The 18,247-nt window shown below is 51.0% G+C and carries 16 protein-coding genes; 6 read left to right on the plus strand and 10 right to left on the minus strand.

The window, feature by feature from the left end; all coding sequences use genetic code 11:
* Positions 1-129 precede the first annotated feature (129 nt).
* Both QW71_RS40630 and QW71_RS40635 read right to left on the minus strand, forming a co-directional pair.
* Entirely contained in the window at positions 130-1,260 is a 1,131-nt protein-coding gene (locus tag QW71_RS40630) for an S-layer homology domain-containing protein (RefSeq protein ID WP_052770234.1), read from the minus strand.
* Positions 1,209-3,677, minus strand: a complete 2,469-nt coding sequence (locus QW71_RS40635) for an Ig domain-containing protein (protein ID WP_052770236.1) — start codon at positions 3,675-3,677, stop codon at positions 1,209-1,211. Before QW71_RS40635 ends, QW71_RS40630 begins: the two co-directional genes overlap by 52 nt.
* A gap of 144 nt (positions 3,678-3,821) precedes the next feature.
* Between QW71_RS40635 and QW71_RS26030 the strand changes: the two genes are divergently transcribed.
* The 4 genes from QW71_RS26030 to QW71_RS26045 all read left to right on the plus strand — a co-directional run bounded on the left by QW71_RS26030 (position 3,822) and on the right by QW71_RS26045 (position 9,465).
* The gene (locus tag QW71_RS26030) at positions 3,822-5,927 is read left to right on the plus strand and encodes a hypothetical protein (protein WP_039306075.1); all 2,106 of its coding nucleotides are present in this window, start codon (positions 3,822-3,824) and stop codon (positions 5,925-5,927) included.
* Positions 5,928-5,945: 18 nt separating this feature from the next.
* The gene (locus tag QW71_RS26035; protein ID WP_039306078.1) at positions 5,946-7,610 is read left to right on the plus strand and encodes a helix-turn-helix domain-containing protein; all 1,665 of its coding nucleotides are present in this window, start codon (positions 5,946-5,948) and stop codon (positions 7,608-7,610) included.
* Positions 7,611-7,730: 120 nt separating this feature from the next.
* Entirely contained in the window at positions 7,731-8,693 is a 963-nt protein-coding gene (locus tag QW71_RS26040) for an ABC transporter substrate-binding protein (protein ID WP_152679860.1), read from the plus strand.
* Positions 8,694-8,706: 13 nt separating this feature from the next.
* Positions 8,707-9,465 carry a (2Fe-2S)-binding protein gene (locus QW71_RS26045; protein ID WP_039306081.1) on the plus strand — a complete coding sequence of 253 codons (759 nt, stop codon included), beginning with the start codon at positions 8,707-8,709 and terminating at the stop codon, positions 9,463-9,465.
* Positions 9,466-9,540: 75 nt separating this feature from the next.
* Here QW71_RS26045 and QW71_RS26050 read toward each other — a convergent pair whose 3' ends face one another.
* A complete protein-coding gene (locus QW71_RS26050; RefSeq protein ID WP_047013981.1) occupies positions 9,541-11,430 on the minus strand; it encodes a serine hydrolase in 1,890 nt (629 codons plus the stop codon).
* Between the two features lie 180 nt (positions 11,431-11,610).
* Here QW71_RS26050 and QW71_RS26055 point away from each other — a divergent pair, with 180 nt between their 5' ends.
* Positions 11,611-12,138 (plus strand): MepB family protein, encoded by a 528-nt coding sequence (locus QW71_RS26055; RefSeq protein WP_039306087.1) that lies wholly within the window; start codon positions 11,611-11,613, stop codon positions 12,136-12,138.
* Positions 12,139-12,300: 162 nt separating this feature from the next.
* Here the strand turns inward: QW71_RS26055 and QW71_RS26060 are convergent, their stop codons facing one another.
* The 4 genes from QW71_RS26060 to QW71_RS26075 all read right to left on the minus strand — a co-directional run bounded on the left by QW71_RS26060 (position 12,301) and on the right by QW71_RS26075 (position 15,509).
* Positions 12,301-12,939: an ABC-2 transporter permease gene (locus tag QW71_RS26060; protein ID WP_039306090.1), complete on the minus strand. Its 639-nt coding sequence runs from the start codon at positions 12,937-12,939 to the stop codon at positions 12,301-12,303.
* A 1-nt stretch (position 12,940) separates the two neighbouring features.
* Positions 12,941-13,804, minus strand: coding sequence for an ABC transporter ATP-binding protein (locus tag QW71_RS26065; RefSeq protein ID WP_039306093.1), 864 nt, complete (start codon positions 13,802-13,804; stop codon positions 12,941-12,943).
* On the minus strand, positions 13,794-14,180 hold the full coding sequence (locus QW71_RS26070) for a GntR family transcriptional regulator (RefSeq protein ID WP_039306096.1): 387 nt from the start codon (positions 14,178-14,180) through the stop codon (positions 13,794-13,796). The genes QW71_RS26065 and QW71_RS26070 overlap by 11 nt, the downstream gene beginning before the upstream one ends.
* A 126-nt stretch (positions 14,181-14,306) precedes the next feature.
* Positions 14,307-15,509 (minus strand): metallophosphoesterase, encoded by a 1,203-nt coding sequence (locus QW71_RS26075; protein WP_063776471.1) that lies wholly within the window; start codon positions 15,507-15,509, stop codon positions 14,307-14,309.
* A 173-nt stretch (positions 15,510-15,682) separates the two neighbouring features.
* On the opposite strand from QW71_RS26075, the gene QW71_RS26080 reads away from it, so the two are divergent.
* Complete coding sequence (locus tag QW71_RS26080) at positions 15,683-16,936, plus strand: MFS transporter (protein ID WP_039306098.1); 1,254 nt, start codon at positions 15,683-15,685, stop codon at positions 16,934-16,936.
* A gap of 182 nt (positions 16,937-17,118) precedes the next feature.
* Here QW71_RS26080 and mnhG read toward each other — a convergent pair whose 3' ends face one another.
* The 3 genes from mnhG to QW71_RS26095 are packed head-to-tail and all read right to left on the minus strand — an operon-like array spanning position 17,119 to position 18,246.
* Positions 17,119-17,502 carry a monovalent cation/H(+) antiporter subunit G gene (mnhG, locus tag QW71_RS26085; RefSeq protein ID WP_039306101.1) on the minus strand — a complete coding sequence of 128 codons (384 nt, stop codon included), beginning with the start codon at positions 17,500-17,502 and terminating at the stop codon, positions 17,119-17,121.
* Complete coding sequence (locus QW71_RS26090) at positions 17,477-17,770, minus strand: Na(+)/H(+) antiporter subunit F1 (protein WP_039306104.1); 294 nt, start codon at positions 17,768-17,770, stop codon at positions 17,477-17,479. The genes mnhG and QW71_RS26090 overlap by 26 nt, the downstream gene beginning before the upstream one ends.
* The gene (locus QW71_RS26095; RefSeq protein WP_039306107.1) at positions 17,767-18,246 is read right to left on the minus strand and encodes a Na+/H+ antiporter subunit E; all 480 of its coding nucleotides are present in this window, start codon (positions 18,244-18,246) and stop codon (positions 17,767-17,769) included. The genes QW71_RS26090 and QW71_RS26095 overlap by 4 nt, the downstream gene beginning before the upstream one ends.
* Between the last annotated feature and the right edge of the window lies 1 nt (position 18,247).

Genomic DNA, 18,247 nt, shown 5'->3' on the forward strand with positions numbered 1-18,247 from the left:
TCACATTCCCTATGCCATAATAATTAGATGATGCGACTGTGAGGCGCACCACAAAACTAGCCTGCTCCTACGGAATGAACGTAGGAGCAGGCTAGTTACAGTTTGTTAACATGTTTCAATATAACAAGCTCAGCTATTAATCCATTGCAGATATTGCAGCAGCCGCCTAATCATTACTGCGCTCTCTGCACGGGTTGCCGGCTCTTTGGGCTTGAAGTCTCCTGAGGGAATCCCCTGGATAAGCCCGGCTTGCGACAGTATAGCCACAGACTCAGATGCCCATGCTGAAATGCTGTTCCGGTCGGTGAACACTTCTATTCCGGATAACTGCGGCAGCTTCCCTGAAAAGTTCAGCGCCCGGGCCATTACTACAGCCAGTTGCTCCCGGGTAATGAAATCTTCCGGTCTGAATACATTCTTCCCGAAGCCGTCCATAATTCCTGCTGCCTGGATCATGCCGATAGATTCAGCATACCAGGCTTCTGCCGGGATATCCGCAAACGGGCTTGCCGATGTATTGTCATGAAGTCCAAGCGAGCGCACAAGCAATGCTGCAGCCTCACCGCGGGTAACTTGCTGCTCAGGTGCAAAGGATGCGCCGCTTGCCCCATCAACAATCAGCTTATTGGCAAGCAACTCAATGTCAGCCTGCGCCCAATGTCCAGCCAAATCCGCAAAGAAATGTCCGGACGTAACGACCGCATATGCACGGTTAAGCGGCGTGTAGACTATAGCCCGGCCCGCTCGGCCGTCAGTGGCAAACACTGCGGGTACAAAATGAAACTCCTGGTCGTTATCCACCCATACCACAGTTGTTGTCTTCGGATCGGCTGGCGAGGCAAGAGGAAGTACACGCCTGGTGTACAGAGGGCTATAGCTCTCTGCCTGGACACCATCTATATCAAGCGAGAAGTCTAAGGGGTTGCCGAGCAGCTTATAACCCTTCTTCATAGAAGCTGCATTGAAGCTGGCGCTAGTTGCTGGTGCGACTGTGCCTATTCCGACTGTAATGATCCTGCTGTCAGGCCGTTGAAGTAACGGGTCAAGAAGCAGTTCGAAGCCAGCTCCATTCACTTCAATGGTTAACGAAGCACCCGGCCGTTGTTTGGACATCTCCCTCAGAACTGAAAGGGATAAATCAACAAATGCGATATCCCTGCTGTTCTCGAGCTTGATTACAGCTTCCTTGTTAGAAGCAAACGCCTGGACTATAAAAGCATCATCAGGCTTGACCCGGATCGCCGATCGGCCATCATCCAAGGTTTCGAGCGTTGCTTGCGCCAGAAGCTCCTGATCATTAGCGTTAAGCCTGATGAGGACAATGGCAGGATTAGGTGTACTCTGAACGACATTTGCTTCCTGCACAAAAGAGGACCCCGGAGCTGCCGTTGGCGTCTCTGTTGGCGTCGCTGTCGGCGTTGCCGTAGGCACCGCTGTCGGTGCTGCCGTGGCGTCGCTGTCGGCGTTGCCGTAGGCACCGCTGTCGGTGCTGCCGTTGGCGTCTCTGTCGGCGTTGCCGTAGGCACCGCTGTCGGCGTTGCCGTTGGCGTCTCTGTCGGCGTTGCCAGCAAGGTTAGATGAGTGCGGCCTGCATCTCCCATCTGCCCGGCATACACATTCACGGGCAGCTCCATGGGAGCATAACCCTGTGCTGACAATTGGAGCGTATATACGCCGGCAGGAATCTCTTCCAGCTTGTAAATACCCTCGCTGTCGGTGACGGCACTGAAGCTGTTTATAGATGCACTAGCTCCCACCAGCGGTATATTCCCCGCGCCATAGACTGAACCGATAACCGTCCCTGTCTGGACAGGGGCGGGAAGCACTGTGATGTCTGTCTGTGCCGTCAAGGCGCCTTGCACAGAAGTAATACTAACCGTCGCTTCGCCAGCAGCAACAGGTTCCACCTGCCCGTTCTGGTCAACGGTGACAACCTCCGTGTTGCTGGAGCTCCAGATGATAGCCGGATTCGTTGCGTCTTCAGGCATAACGGTTGCCTGCAGCTTTACAGAGGGCTCGCCGACTCTCAGGGTTAACCGGGAGGCACTCAAGCTAACGCCGCTGACCGGAATGAACGTACGGATATGACCGTCTTCAAGCTTGAACTGGTGCCATGCCTGAATCAGCCGATGCTCATTCACCTCATACAGATCCAGATATTGTCCGGCAAGGACAGCCGGTATATCCGTATCCGGAATATAATCAGCCGCGTCCACCGGCAGCGCACTGTCAAGCAGCGGCGGTAACATCCCGGTACTCCCCAGAACATAAGCAAAGTTGCCGCCGGACTGGTTCGGTTCAGCCGTTATTGCTGTGGAGTCTACCGCCTGGCCCGGATGAATCGCAAGCAGGCCGATTTCAGGAGCGTACTGACTGACAACAAGCTGAAGATCACGTGAAGCGGTGGCGAAGCCCGCATCCGTTACTTGCAGACGAATATTGAAGGTGCCGGCCTCTTCCGGAGTGCCCCGCAGCTCTCCACTGGTGCTGACACTCAATCCTTTCGGAAGCCCTGATGCACTCCAAATCAGTCCGGCATGGGCGCCATCGAAGCCTGACAGGTCTACGGAATAAGGTTGACCCTTGAGTACCCCGGGAAGCTCCTCCGTCAATACGGCAGGACGCAGGTAGGGATAACCGTTATTTACATTGGCATGAATGTTCCAGGTATTGTTGAAATCCCATCCTGTATAGCTACTCTGCTTCTTCATCTCAATGGTTGTTAGTGCCTTAATATCTATTGTGCTGTTTGTGAATAAATCCGTTCCACTAGTAATGATTCCACTGGCAGGAATTCCTGTTGTCGTCGTATCAAAAACAGAACGCACGATATTAATCTCATTCCCATAAGCTCCAATGCCACCTCTCCATGTATAGATTCCAGCATTCGAAGTGGAGATACGTCCTGCAGCATAGGTATTTTTTATTGTATTATGATGCTGATAGCTTGTAATTCCGCTCGTGAAAACAAAGAAATCGGGAGACTCATTGCTTATCTCTCCAGTCGAATAAGAATCTTCTACAGATCCGTAACCCTGAGCACCCACAAGACCGCCGGCATACATGTTAGGGGAATACGAGACTGTGACAGAGGCACTGGAGGAAGAACGGATTAGGCTGGAATTAACCAGAGAGCCTGCTATTCCTCCGGTTGAGGTTACTTCACCATGGATTCCGCTTCGAACGTTCCCTTGCGTATAGACGCGTTCAATACTCCCCCCGCTTTGAAGCCCCACCAGACCACCTGCTAGGGAGCCGCCGTTTATATTGACATTCAGACTGATATTTCGGATCACACCGATAGATTGGCCAAAGAAGCCGACATTAGTCCAGCTGGTGCCGGTTACTTCCACACCTGTAATTGTATGACCCTGCCCATCAAAAATCCCGCTGAAGGCAGAATAAGCATTCCCGCCAAGCGGCATCCAATTCACCCCTGATAAGTCAATATTCTTCATCAGGCGAATATGCGCGCTCAAATAATCCTCCTGATTCTGATTAAGGTACACAAGCTGCTCTCTGGTGGACACTTCCACCCACCCGTCTGCAACAGGTGGGATGACATTGGCTTCATTGGAATCCGGAGCTGCATAGACCGTTAAGGTATACAGTCCAAGTTGTCCCACGAGCATCACAATAACCAGCAAGGCTGCCGGTATAGTCAGGCGTTTTTTCATTACAGTCTCCCCTTTGGTTACAAAAATAATGGTTCATTCCTCTGCGAAATCTGCCGAAGCTGCGGATTAAAAAATAGTATAATATATGAAATGAATCGAAAGGTCCCGTTTTTGTTTCAAATTTGATAGAAAGTAGTGTGCAGCATGAACCTCTCATCGGCTAACAGCAAAACCTCAGCCCAGCGAATCGTCGGCTTCAGCCGGGAAAAGAACGCCTTATCTCATTGGCTTGCTGCCCCCGATGCCGGTTCGCAGATCTTCTCGGTAACCGGTATTGGCGGTATCGGAAAAACCACCCTGCTCACAGAAATGAACGCCGAAGCCCGCCGTTCCTCCACACTTACAATATGGATGGACGGACAGCTCTGTCTGCAGACTCCAGGTGCTTTTCTGTCCTATCTGGAGATGAGTCTGGAGATGGAGTACGGCCTGACTCGGGCAGCAGACGAGACAATGCTGACTTATGCAGTAAGGGAATTAACCCGCCAGAAGACCGTTTTGATTATAGATAACAGCGAGCACGTGGACTGTATTGAAAGCTGGCTGCTGGCCAGTCTGTTACCCAGGCTGGCCGACGCTGAATGCCTGTTCATTCTGGCCTCCCGGAGCGGTCTTCCGGTCAAATGGCATTCGCATCCTTTCTGGTCCAGGCGAATTCATTCTTACCCTCTGGAGCTGTTCTCCCGTGAAGAGATTTATGAATATCTGCAGGACAGCGGGCTCTCCCCGGCCCTTCAGCTTGATATCGTACATAAGACAGAAGGCCACCCCCTGCTGCTCGCGCTTACGCTTGATATGCTGCTCCGTCAGGAGCCGGAGAGACAGGAACGCGAATACCAGCTTCCTGGGATACTCAGCACAGAAATGCTGAAGGAAGTCGCTTCCCCCTTTATGTACGAGGCTCTGCAGCTTTTATCTCTCCTTCCTGCGGCAGATCAGACGATCCTGAACCAATTGCTGGCCAGCCCCCTGTCCGCCTCTGACTATGCGGAGCTGAGCAGATTGTCTTGTGTGCGTACCGGCTTGAACGGATTATGCCTGCATCAGCTCGTATCGCGGATGTTGCGGGAAGACTTCCAGCGGCGGGACCCGGGACAATATCACCGGATGCGGTCCAGAACGCTTGAGCTGCTCACAGAGAGGTTCCCTGCGTCCAATAAACTGCAGCAAATGCAGATTGCCGCCCATGTGCTGGAGTTATACCGCGAACAGCTGCCTGTTGCCGGCACATATACAGATTTCACAGCAGTAAGGAGCCTGGAACGGCAGCGGGGTTATGAGCCGGGGGATCTTCCTTATCTGCACCGTTTTCTTGAGGCATCGCTGGCACAATCGGACTGGCAGTCGGAGCTGATTGCAGACGGGGAACATCACCCGTTGCTGGATGATATTGCAGCGCATGATCCGGACAGCATTGTTGTCCTGTGTGACAGCAGCGGGATTCCGCTGGGATTCTCGGCCGGCTTGCGGCTGCATGCACTTACGCTGTCCTTACTCGACCGTTACGCGCCATCCCACAGGCACCTGCTGGGAGAATTGGCCGGGCCTCAATACACCCTGCCAGCGGAAGCTGCTGATACATTGTTCATTCTGCTGGCAGCGGTAGATATAGAGCAACCCTATTACCGGCCGGATGAGCTGGGGGCCATGCTGCTCCAGTCATGGCTCGTGTATACTTCCGGCGGCTTGCGAACCATTGTAGCAACAGCTGATAACCAGTTGAACCTGCTATTGCCGCATCTGGGCTTTCAGGAACAGATACAGTCGAGACTTGAACCGAATGTTCCCGCGAAGCTGACCGTGTGGGACCTGGATTTCCGCCAGGTAACATTTGAGGTGTGGGTACAGCGGGTGTTTCAGTTGGCTGTGCAAGCCCCGGAAGCAGACTTACCGCAAGAACCGCAGCCTCAGGACTGGAAGGATGTTAAGCAAATAGTTCAACATTTGTACAGTGATGCACTGCTCGAGGAAATGCCATTCGTGCAGCGGCTCGGGCTTACCGGAGGGTCTGTACGTCGGCAGGTGCAGCATATCTTGATGGATAAGCAGCCGCCTTATCCGCTCACAGAGCTGGAGCAAAGCATATTGCGAGAGTGTTATCTGCAAAAGAACTACCGCAAATCACAGCTTGCCGATGCTTTTCATATGAGCCGCACTACATTCTACCGTCACTCCAGGCTGGCATTAATCCATCTGGGGCATGTGCTCACAAGAGTGCTGAGGGATACTGATCTGCACGGTAACAGATAGCGGAAGGTGGTACGAAGAATGAATGACAAGGACGGAATTCCTCCTGCGGGAAGCTTCGGACAGCTTGATCAGATGTGGTTCAGGTTTCGGAGCATCGTTCAGCACAGCGGTGGTAACGAAAAGTGGTCACTCCGGTTGCAATTCCTTGAATCGCATATGCTCCTGATTCCAATATCTGCCCGGGGCTGGATAACGGTAGACGGCAAGTATTGTGAACTCAGACCCGGATATGTGTTCGTGTGCCTGCCGGGGCAATTAATCGAAGCACAGCTGGACAGCTCAGGCGAGCAGGGGTTATACATTCTGCGCTTTGATGTATTTGGGCATGTTAATCTGCCTGGACCTCATGGACCCCATGAATCTCATGAACCGGCAGGCTCTTCGGAGCCTCATTTCCCCTTCCCGTTAGAAGGGGAAGCAGCAGTTGCTTCAACGATTACTTACAGCAAACACTGTGAAGCCATCGCCGCTTCCATGGACAGCATCTCCCCCATACAGCGGCTGCGGGCCCAGAGCAGATTCTATGAACTGCTGTACAGCTTGCTCAGCGATGCAGACCAGCTGCAGCCGGGCGATACCGACGCTGTTATGGAGCGGATCAAGACTTATATAGAGCAGCACTACCGCGAGGAACTCTCCATCGCTCTGCTGGCTGGCGAGGCAGGCACCAGCGCAAGACATTTCATCCGGCTGTTCAAGCAGAGATACGGTCTCAGCGCGATTGAATACTTGACCGAATACCGGATCAGACAAGCAAGGAGCCTCATGCTGCCGCACATGAATTATGAATTGAAGGATATCGCCGCCTACGTCGGTTACAAGGACGTCCCTTATTTCCGGCGCAAATTCAAGCACATTACCGGTGTAGCTCCGGCAACCTTCATGCGAAATGCCAAGCTGAAGATCGTTGCCTGCCACGGCAGCCTGATCGGGGCACTGCTTACGCTGAATATTATTCCCTGCGCTGCTCCGGCTGACCATCCGTGGACTGAATATTACCGCCGCAAATATGAGTCAAGTGCAGTGCTGCCGCTTGCCCAGGATGATAATAGCAGAATCGAGCAGCTAACCTCCATCAGTCCTGATTACATTCTTGGTCTGGAGCAAACGCTAAGTCCGGCCATACAGCAGCTGCTTGGAGAGCTTGCCTCTACTTATCTTGTGCCCGGTCATCCCATGGACTGGCGGACGCAATTAAGATTCATTGGAGAATGCCTGGGCAAGTCAAAGGAGGCGGCGGCATGGCTAAACCGGTATGAGCGCAAAGCCGAATCTGTACGTGCAGACTTCGCTCTTGAACCCGCCGGGGTCAGACTGCTGATTGCCCGAATATCCGCCTGGACAATCACCGTGTTGTCTAACCGGAGTCTGGGTGAAGTACTCTACGATGATCTGCAGTTTATTCCGGCGGACATTGTGAACCGCAAGCTTGAAGGACAGACCCTGACGCTGGAAGAGCTGGAGTCCGCGGATACGGACAAGCTCCTGTTGATTGTTGATGAGGATGCCCGCTCGCAGGCCATCTGGTCCAGGCTCCGGGATAAGGCGCCGTGGAAGCATCCTGATCCTGCCGGATATTCGCGTGTTGAACACCTCCCTCCCTTCCCTTGGACGGAGTATACCTCTTTTACACAGGAGCTGATTCTTGAGCTGGCCCCGTCTCTGTGGCGTAATCGGACATAAAATATTGGCGTGATCGTCAATAGTCGAATCCTCAGGATTGTTTTATACTCCTAACAGTGATATTGATTCTCACTCTCAGGTGAGGATGAAGGTATCGATACTCAGGAGGTTACAAAATATATGAGACAGATGAGACAAGGTATGGCATTCTGTATGGCTATTGTACTGATATTGATCATGGCGGCCTGCTCAAATAAGGATGGACAGGCCAAGGCTGACGCTACAGCGGAAGCGGACTTTCGTGTAGTGAACAGTGAACAAGGTGAGATTAAGATCCCTGCCCATCCGGCCAGAGTCATTGGCCTCTCCGTAGTCTATCCCGAGTTCCTGCAGGCCTTAGGCGTTACCCCCGTAGCTGTGCAGAACTATCAGGAGGATTTCCCTACCTATCTGCAAGAGCCGTTCAAGGATACTCTTAAAATGGGCATTGCCGAAACCCCGAATTTTGAAATGATACTAGCCTCCGATCCTGATCTGATCCTGGCTCCGGTATGGTGGTCGGGCAAGGACTATGACCAGTTATCCGAAATCGCGCCAACGGTGCTGCTGCCTGAGCGCGATGACTGGCGTGATGAATTGAAGGATATCGCCGAGGTGCTGGGCAAGAAGGATATTGCCGAGAAGGTCATACAAGAGCTTGCGGATCAGGAAGCTGAAGCCAAGCAGAAGCTTGATGACCTGGTTGGCAACGAAACCGTAATGTACATGATGGTTATGCCTAACAGTCTTATCCTCTACGGGGATCAGATCGACCGCGGAAAGTTTATTCATACCACGCTTGGGCTGGAGATGATTCCCGACTTCCCTGCCAAGGACCCGTCATTATCCATATCCCTGGAGAAATTGCCCGAATATAACCCTGACCACCTTATTCTTCAGCTGAACAATGAGGACAGTGCTGAAGTTAAGCAGACCTATGAGAATATGGTGGATAGTCCTTTGTGGAAGAATATGAAAGCAGTTAAGAACAATCAGGTGTACATGATGGCGGGCAAGGATTGGTTCAACCTGGGAATGTCGCCGCTGGCGAACCGTTATGCGATTGATGCGGTTCTAGAGGCCTTTGAAGACAAGTCAAAATAAAGGGGAAATAAGGATGTGCCATACCGGCGGGACACCATGGGCAGAACGTTATTTCATCCATCCGGAAGCTGCAGAGAACGCAGTGGTTACTTTATCGCTTACCGAATTAAGCCTGCCCGCCAGTGCGGAGCAGCTGCTGAGCACGTATGCCGCCATGCTCGGAACAGAGGACAAGCGCTTGGCGGCTGCCATCTTGTGCACCTGGATCGCCGGCATTTGCGGAGCCAAATATGCACTGCTCACGGCGGCACACCCTATGGCTTATGCTTTGCGCCTTGGCAACCTGTCTGTGCAGCTCATCCGCACGGAGGGATACCCCGAATTCGCCTTTTATCTTCATGAGAACCTGGACAATATCCGGGAGCGGGCTGGATGTGGACAAGAAGCATTGGAGGAGCTTGGATTGTTCTACAAGAATGATGTCAGACCGATTATTCATGCTCTTGCCGAAGCCGCGCAGACCAGGGCTGTAATGCTCTGGAAGCATGTTTATAATCAGCTGTATACCTTTGTGGAAGAGGATGTGCAGGAGGAAGCAGATGACAGCCGCCGCAGCTTTATTATGGAGCAATTCCAAGCGGTGACATGGGAACTGGAGCCGGAAGTATTCGGCCTTCGCAGCAACCCGTTCCGTATCCGGACCAGATTCCGGACGGACCCCAGCCCTCCCCATCACATGATATCTATTAAGGCAACCTGCTGTCTGGCCTACCTGCTCAGAGCGGATCATGGATATTGCAGCAGTTGTCCTATACTGCCGGTGGATTGGTAATAAGCATAGGAAAACCATCATTAAGGCTGGGCTATTTCAACATGTATTTCAATCGTCTGTAAACTGGTTGTGCTATTAACTGTAGAACTGCCAGAATACAAGCAACCCCACCAGAACAACCATCATGACTATAGGAAGAATAGCTGACCACTTGCCACGGGCAGTTGAAGCAGAGCGGTTCTTCCTCCAGGACAGCAGCAGCGCGGCCAAGAATAACACCGCCAGTCCAGTCAGACCATAGTTAATCAAAATCTGCGGATACACTTCGGCATAGGCACGTTCATTGTTGCTGAGCATCCTCAAGGCCAGAACCAGGTTATTCACCACAATGCCGGTTCCTGTCAAGGTGAGGCCAGCTGCCAGCATGCGGCTGACGGCACGAGGTGCAGGGCGTGTTCCGGATCTTCGCTTGTTCAATATTGCCTGTATCAGCAAGACAAACGGGGCGATAACGAAATAGAGGATGGCCAGTGCCGCAAGCACGGCATTCAAGAGCAGCACCGGCATTGATTTACCTGCAGGCAGCGGCAAATAATCTGTCGTATATACCGAGATGGCCTGTACCTTACCCTTACTGACCGTGGCATGCAGCATTGGCCAGGCATCCAGCGCCGCGTCTCCGCTTACTTTCTCATAGAGATAGGGCTGAACCTGCTTATAGCTTCCGGTCATCCCGGCAAGTGATACCCGGAGTTGATCCCCTCCCTGCGGCTCAAGCTTCATCAGCGTAAGATAGGGGAATAGATTCATGAAGCCGTGTCCGGGGCGCCGCGCAGCCATGAACTCGCCTTGAACCTCTGACGAATCCGGCAGCTCACCGGCATCTGCCTGCTCACGCATGCCCAGTATTGCTTTGGTCAGACCATGTACAATATTGGATTCGCTGGCCTGATTGGTCATAATTATGATCGCAAACCGGTCTTCAGGCACAATCTGCAGATTGGTGGCGAATGCAATCGTATTTCCGCCATGTCCGAGCGTACGCTTCATTCCGGGATATTCCCAGAATCCATGGGCAATCCCCGGCATTCCTTCAGCTGAGGTATAACTCTGAGTCAGCATCGTGCCCAGTGTCTCCGGCTTCTCAAACAGAGGAGATGCTTCTCCGGCTGCAGGCATGAATGCCATCGCAAACTTAGCCAGATCTTCTGCAGTGCCGTTATTGCCTCCGTTAGGGTACATGGACATATAATTCCATGATCCTTGCGTAAAGCTCCCTTCTTTTTCGAAGAAATAACCTTTAGCTTTATGCTCCAGCAGCTCCGGACGGTCCTCTACAACAGAATAGGCAATCGAATCCTTCATCCCGAGGGGATCAAAAATATGCTGCTGAACGTATTCATGATAAGGCTGGCCGCTGATTCTCTCTACAATAAAGGCAGCCAGTGAGTTGCCGTAGTTAGAGTAGGCTACAACCTCACCCGGTCTGTAAATCTGTGCCGGCTGGGCCAGTTGCAGACCCTCTTCCAAAGAGCGTACTTCCTCAGGGGACTGATAAGCCATGTCGAACATATACTCTTCGAATCCGGCATTGTGGTTCATCAGATGAAGCATCGTTATGGGATCATCATATTTCAGCCTGATCAGGAAATTGTCCGGCAAAAGCTTGCGGATATCTTCATTCAGATCGAGCTTTCCTTGCTCAACCAGCTGCATTACGGAGGTCCATACGGTAAGCTTGCTGATCGAGCCCCATTCCATTACCGTATCCTTCGAAACAGGGATCTGCTGCTCCAAGTCGGCGTATCCGTAACCCTTGGACAGTACCACCTGGCCATCCTTTACCATAACAACAGACGCACCTACGGATTGTTGTCCTATGTACTCTTTTACATAATCGTCGACAAAAGCTTCCAAACGGGTCAGCGGAATCCCTGATGGGGTTGCTCCCTCTGTTCCCCCGCTGCCTTTCCCGGCAGCAAATGCCGTGATACTGCCGGATAATAGCAATAGTATTGAGAACATAACTGTAAATCCTTTTCTTAACAATTAAACCTCTCCTTTAGTCGGGTAAATTCCTGCAGTTCCCCCATTCTAGCAAAAATCATCCTACATAACATTACAAACAGCTTACATTTATGCCGGATGGACTGGTATTATTTTAATTGGAGACAGCATGATAACCACTCAGGAAGAAGGCATCTCATGAATAACTTTTATAATACGTTAGCTTATATAACTGATACGTTTTATGCACCGGCCCGCTTCACTGTTGATTCAGTGCGGGAGGAACCGCAGAATGCCGAATATGGAGCAGGGTGGTTCCAGCTGAATACCCAGTCCGTTCGGTTTCGTGTTGCAAAAATTACCCCAACGAAGACAGGGCAGTTTGTCGTCTTCTGGGAAAAGGATGCGGAGCGGAAAAACCGGGCATTTGCCTATATGGACGCTCCCGATATATTGGTAATCCATACCTTCCATACCTTCAGCGGGGAGAGTGGACAGTTCGTCTTTCCCAAAGACGTGCTGAGAATGCACGGGGTGCTGGCAGACGGGGATGCACCAGGAAAAATGGCAATGCGCGTGTATCCGGACTGGGATACCGTGACTAATAAGCAGGCTTCTGCTGCGCAGAAATGGCAGCTGCCTTATTTTTCGAGAGTAGCTCCCATGAACGATCAGCATATGCAGGCCTTAACCCGTTTGTATGAACCAAAGGAGTTACAGCTATGATTCTGTTTATTCACCGGAAGGATCTGCGGACTGATGATCTACCGGGTTTGATCAATAGAACTCTACAAGGACATATTGAGCAGCAAAAGAGCTGCGCCTCAAGCGTGAGCTGCGAACCCGCGGCAGATACGGGTTCCGCGCAGCCGTTTCCACTTACATGAATCAAAACTCTTTATTCCTGTGTATCCGCACTGCCAGCAGATAAGATACTGCAAATATAACGACAGCAACAATCAGGGAGACATAACCTGTCTCAGCGCCATTAAAGTTCACAGGCTTCCACAACAATCCCAGCAGCATCCACACCAGAAAACGGATGGCAACGGATAAGGCTGCGGACACCATAATCATCATCTCACTTTTCTCCACACCGAATTTAAGAATAACCGGATAGTAGATTGAAATGGTTGAGATGGATAAGGATAAGCCGAATGTGAACCCGGTTGACAAATTAAAATGAGTTGTGTCTATCCCTCTTACATAAGTAAGAGCCGGAGTAACTATACTTACTGCAGAACCCGTCAGGATTAACAGGATGAACGAAAGGTATTTGGCATTGATCACGGTTTTCCTTTGGATCGGCATAGTGATTTCAAGCTTACTCCATTTAGAAGCCTCGTCCATCTGCAGAGAGGACCCGATACTTACAGAAAAAATCAAAATCTGTGCAGCAACGATCGAATTCATTACAGAGTGATCGGCCGCCACAAATGAAACAAGCAACAGAGCCAAGGCAATTCCCAAAGATGTCTTTATATTATTCTGGAGAGAATAATAATTATTTAACAACAGCCCCCGCATGTTATTTGCCCCCCTTTACCAGAAGCAGCAGAATCTCATCAATAGATACTTGATCGACAGTGATCCCGGCATATTTTTGCTCAAACCCTTTTTTATCTATTACCAACACATCAGTTTGATGCTCCTTTACTCTGTAAGCAAGTCTATCGCCTTCAGCAATGATCTTGAACTGCTCACTTTTGCAGCGGGCAACTCCGTAGTCATAGATCAGCTCATCCTTCTTCGCAGTCAGAATAATCTTTCCTTGATGAATGAAGGTGATGTAATCGGCGATTTTTTCGAGGTCACTTGTAATATGGGAGGACATCAATATAGAATGCCGCTCATCCTCCACGAACTCCAGAAAAACCTCCAAAATCTCCTCTCTGGTAACAGGGTCTAGCCCTGAGGTAGCTTCATCCAGAATAAGCAGCCTGGGATGATGTGACAATGCGGCTGCTATGGCAAGCTTCATCGTCATCCCCCGGGAGAATTCCTTAATCTTCCGGTCCATGGGCAGACCAAACTTGGCAGTGAGCTTTAAATAGAATTCCTGAACCCATTGCTTGTAAACTCCGCGCATAACCTTTGCAAGCTTGTCCGGTGTCAATACAGCCGGAAAGTTTGCCGTATCAAGAACCACTCCGATGTCTTCACGGATTGCAGTGTCTCTGTCTGTCATGACCCGCCCAAAAATCCGGATCGTTCCGCTGTCTATATGAACTGTGTTCAAAATAGATTTAATGGTTGTCGTTTTTCCGGCCCCATTCTCCCCCACAAACCCCATGATGGTTCCACTGGGAATGGAGAACGATACATCATCCAGAACAAAATCAGAATCGGCATAGGCTTTTGTCAGTCCGGTTATCTCTAAGCTAAGATTCATTTTTCCCCTCCGTATAAAAGACAGTCAGCATGTCCACCATCTTCTCCAGTTTAATTCCACTCGTGCGGGCAATTTCCGCTGCTTTTATTAAATGTTCTTCTATTTTTTTCAGCTGCTCATCCTGAAACATATCTTTATTGGTGGCTGAAACGAAGCTTCCGCGTCCAACCGTAGTATCGATGAATCCATCACGCTGTAAATCCTCATATGCCTTTTGCACAGTAATAACACTGACCTGAATGGACTTCGCCAGGGAACGCATAGAAGGAATCGGATCTCCTGCCTGCAGTTCTCCACTCATGATCATTCCTTTGATCTGCGAGGTGATCTGCTCATAAATGGGCTTGTTTCTGTTGTTGCTGATGATAATCTCCAAACGCTTCCTCCTTCCACAATATTGTACTTATTGTACCAGTACAATATATTTGATTTACTGATTTTTGTAAACTCGCAAAAATTCTTAAAAAAAGGGCTAACCCCACCACCGGGTCAGCCCTCCACATTACCTGTTTGCATTCGAGAATTGAACATGAATGGACACTACCTCCGACCGCGATCCGATACGGATCGGCGGACCCCAGAATCCATATCCGGAAGATACTATGGAATGAAGCTGCCCTTTCTGCAGATATCCCCCCGACCGCGATCCGATACGGATCGGCGGACCCCAGAATCCATATCCGGAAGATACTATGGAATGAAGCTGCCCTTTCTGCAGATATCCCCAGTCATTCTCAAACAATCTGTCAGTCAATACATTGGCAGGCGCGATCTGCCCGCGGTGGGTATGACCGGATACCATCAGATCAATCCCCTGCTCCTCTGCTGTGTCGAAGCCGACCGGTTGATGCTCCAGCATAAATACCGGCTTCGAGCCATCTATGTTCTCCGTCAGAACAGACAGCTCCGCTCTATCCTTATCACTGTAATCCTTCCGCCCGATCAGCGTCAGCCAGTCTCCCACCTCAATGGCTTCATCATAGAGAACCTGAATCCCGCTCTCCTCCAGAAGACTGATGATCTCCTCCGTCCCGCCTTTGAACCGGTCATGATTACCCAGAGAAGCATATACGCCGAGCGGCGCTTCAATCTCCGCTAAAATCGCACCGATGCCCTTGTCCTTATACGGCACAATATCATCATCCACAATATCACCGGGGAATAATACAATATCCGGCTTCAGCGCATTGATCTCCTCTACCATCCGCAGCGCATGGCTTTTACCCGACAAATAGCCAAAATGCATATCAGAGGCCATCACAATATGAAGTTCACCGGTCGCCGGGCCCGTCTTGCCGATCTTCAATTCATAGGAACGGACAACCGGACTGTAAGCGTTGAAGCTCCCGAATCCAAGCAGACCGGCCAGCAGCAGCATAGTAAGAATTCCCGACCACTTCTGAACGGTATGACGCGGCAGCCTGCTCAGCTTCGTTAACCAGACCGATAGATGAACAAGCGGCAGCAGCATAATCAATAAGCTGAACAATGCCAGCCAGAAGCTGCCGATAACACTTAAAATGGCCGATCCTGCGACCACTCTGGACAGGATCAGCGAGCTGGCCAGAAAAACAAGCGCAAGGATATAGAAAAGCCGGAACCTGCCCGACACTACCGGCTTGATCCAGCCCCAGCCGCTCCAGCCGATGTAGAATACAATTAAGGCATATACAATGATAAATACGATTCCGATAAGGATATACATGTTAACCACCTTATGTGAATTTCATCCGAGCACAAAAGCTTTTCTAACCAGTCTACAGTAACTTCAGGCACCACTGCAACTTAGCTGCGTTTTGTTGTTGACATTGTCCTGTAATTATCATTTAATGGTTTGGACCTTTCCTTACTTTATAGACAACCCTGGAGGATTTCATTATGGCCAAACCTTTCTTTCCGCGGCTGCAGGGAAACAGCCGGGGCTGCTTAACCTTTGAGCCTTTTTTCCTGATTCCCTACAGCATGTTCTCCACCTATGCCACGCTTTATATGTACGAGCTGGGACTGACGGAGCTGAACATCGGCTGGATTACCACCATCGGACTGATCGTACAGGTATTCTCTTCATTAATCAGCGGATATTTAACGGACCGTCTGGGACGCAAGCGGGCCATTTTATATTTTGACCTGCTTAGCTGGAGCCTGGCCACCCTGTTATGGGCCGCATCACAGAATTTGTGGTTTTTTGCGGCAGCTGCGGTCATTAACGGCTTCCAGCGTGTTCCGCATATTGCTTTTTATTGCCTGATTGTCGAAGACACCCGGCCCTCTGACCGGACGTATGTCTTCACGCTGCTGCAGATTATCGGTGTCATCGGAGGGTTGTTTGCACCGCTGGGCGGTCTGCTTGTACACCAGTATGGCATGATTCAGGGAATGCGGATTATGTATGTGCTCGCGTTTCTGTTCATGACCTTCCAGTTCGTCGGCCGTCAGCTAACGACCCGCGAAACCGAAGCCGGAATAAGGAAACGTCAGGAAACACGTGAACTTGGACTGCGGGAAATTATGGTCGAATATGGCGGAGCATTCCGTGAGCTGTGGGTGGAACGCAATCTGCTGCTGATCTTCGGCGTATACATCCTGTTCAACTTTCAGGCCACGCTGAAGAGCACCTATCTGTCACTGTACCTGGCTGATTATCTGCATATGGATAGCGGTATCCTTTCTCTGTTTCCCGCAGTCTCCTCTATAATCATGCTGCTGACCCTATGGCTTCTTATGCCCAAAATCCCGGACCAGAGCGCCCACCGCTCCATGATGGCCGGCTTCGGACTCTCTGCGCTGTCCAATGCCATGCTGGTGTTATATCCTTCGTCCAGCCTCTTGTGGATCGGACTCAGCACCATACTGGCAGCCGTGGGACTGATGATCAGCTCCCCTTATCTGGAGGCTGCCGTACAGAACGCCATCGATGACGATAAGCGGGCCAAAGTATTTTCCACGCTGTCCGTGCTGATCCTGCTGTTCACTGCACCTGCGGGCATCATCGGCGGCTGGGCGTACAAGCTCGATCCGCGAATCCCTCTATGGCTGGTTACAGCTGCGTTCGTCCTCTCATACGCACTGCTGCATCTGTACCGCAGACGGACTGCACAGAATCACAATTCTCCGCAGCAGCTTTCACAATAATTCAGGGCAGGGATGTCCCTCAGACCATTTATGGCCTGGAGGACATCCCTGTTTGGCATCTGTACCGCAGACGGACTGCACAGAATCACAATTCTCCGCAGCAGCTTTCACAATAATTCAGGGCAGGGATGTCCCTCAGACCATTTATGGCCTGGAGGACATCCCTGTTTGCACCTTTACGGCTATGACGTTGAAGAATCCGACTTGATCCGTTCTTTCTCCAGCACCTCTTTGAGGTCATCCTGGATACGGCGGTTCCACAGCGGAACACCGGAGCGGTAGGCCGCCCGGCCGGTCAGGTGGGCTGACAACGGTGAAGTCATAAATACGAAGACAATCCCCAGCAGCAGCTTTGCACTGACGTAATCGAGAAAAAAAGCAAAGTAGAGAAACGCCCCGCTGAGCACACACAATACACCAAGCGTAGCACTTTTGGCAGCGGCATGTGATCTTAAATAGACATCCGGCAGACGGATCAGCCCCACAGAGCTGACAGCACTGAGCAGTGCACCTGTCAGGATAAGCAATACGAACAGTAATTCAACGGCCGTCTTGATCATTTCCATATTCAAACACCACTCCCCTTTCGATATATCTGGCCAGCGCCATCGTTCCGATGAAAGAGAGAATGCCGATCAGCAGAATGTATTCAATGAAGGCCTCAGTCTTGAACAAGATCGAGAGAACCGCCACCATCGCCAGCAGGTTGATTCCGATCGTATCGAGTGCTGCGACCCGGTCAGGCAGCGAGGGTCCTTTGACCAGCCTCCAGGCGCAAATCGCAATCGAAATGACCATGATCGAAAGCGACAGCATGAGTATAAAATGAATCATGAACGGGTCACCTCCAGAATCGCTCGTTCGAACGTATTGCGGATATTGGCACCGAACTGTTCCACATCCTGTATGTCCATCGCATGAATGTATAACGTCCGGTTATCTTTGGATACCTCCAGCACCACAGAGCCCGGAGTCAGGCAGAGCAATGTAATCAGCACAGCAACCTCCCAGTCCGACTCCAGCTCCGTGTGGTACATTAGAATGGCCGGTCGGATGTTGAGGTTCGGCCGAAGCACCGCCTTGACCACGATATAACTGGATACAACGAGTTCCCGCAGCAGCAGGCCAGCCAGCTTCACAATGGCCCATACCTTGCCAAGATACAGCCGCCCGTCGAAGAAACGCCGCATAGCCATGAGAACGGCAATACCCAGCACATACCCGACGATGAAGCCGGAGGCCGTCCAGTCATTATTCAAGAACATCCACACGAACGCTATCATGAGATTTAATAATATTTGAAAGGCCATC

It is taken from the genome of Paenibacillus sp. IHB B 3415, assembly GCF_000802655.2.
GTDB lineage: Bacteria > Bacillota > Bacilli > Paenibacillales > Paenibacillaceae > Paenibacillus_AQ > Paenibacillus_AQ phytohabitans.

Bases quoted from the DNA above. Each gene is read 5' to 3' on its own strand.
- QW71_RS26030 (WP_039306075.1), top strand. From the start codon at position 3,822: ATGAACCTCTCATCGGCTAACAGCAAAACCTCAGCCCAGCGAATCGTC.
- QW71_RS26095 (WP_039306107.1), bottom strand. From the start codon at position 18,246: ATGGCCTTTCAAATATTATTAAATCTCATGATAGCGTTCGTGTGGATG.
- QW71_RS26050 (WP_047013981.1), bottom strand. From the start codon at position 11,430: ATGTTCTCAATACTATTGCTATTATCCGGCAGTATCACGGCATTTGCT.
- QW71_RS26055 (WP_039306087.1), top strand. From the start codon at position 11,611: ATGAATAACTTTTATAATACGTTAGCTTATATAACTGATACGTTTTAT.
- QW71_RS26045 (WP_039306081.1), top strand. From the start codon at position 8,707: ATGTGCCATACCGGCGGGACACCATGGGCAGAACGTTATTTCATCCAT.
- QW71_RS26060 (WP_039306090.1), bottom strand. From the start codon at position 12,939: ATGCGGGGGCTGTTGTTAAATAATTATTATTCTCTCCAGAATAATATA.
- QW71_RS26065 (WP_039306093.1), bottom strand. From the start codon at position 13,804: ATGAATCTTAGCTTAGAGATAACCGGACTGACAAAAGCCTATGCCGAT.
- QW71_RS40635 (WP_052770236.1), bottom strand. From the start codon at position 3,677: ATGAAAAAACGCCTGACTATACCGGCAGCCTTGCTGGTTATTGTGATG.
- QW71_RS26040 (WP_152679860.1), top strand. From the start codon at position 7,731: ATGAGACAGATGAGACAAGGTATGGCATTCTGTATGGCTATTGTACTG.
- QW71_RS26075 (WP_063776471.1), bottom strand. From the start codon at position 15,509: ATGTATATCCTTATCGGAATCGTATTTATCATTGTATATGCCTTAATT.
- QW71_RS26090 (WP_039306104.1), bottom strand. From the start codon at position 17,770: ATGATTCATTTTATACTCATGCTGTCGCTTTCGATCATGGTCATTTCG.
- QW71_RS26035 (WP_039306078.1), top strand. From the start codon at position 5,946: ATGAATGACAAGGACGGAATTCCTCCTGCGGGAAGCTTCGGACAGCTT.
- QW71_RS26080 (WP_039306098.1), top strand. From the start codon at position 15,683: ATGGCCAAACCTTTCTTTCCGCGGCTGCAGGGAAACAGCCGGGGCTGC.
- mnhG (WP_039306101.1), bottom strand. From the start codon at position 17,502: ATGGAAATGATCAAGACGGCCGTTGAATTACTGTTCGTATTGCTTATC.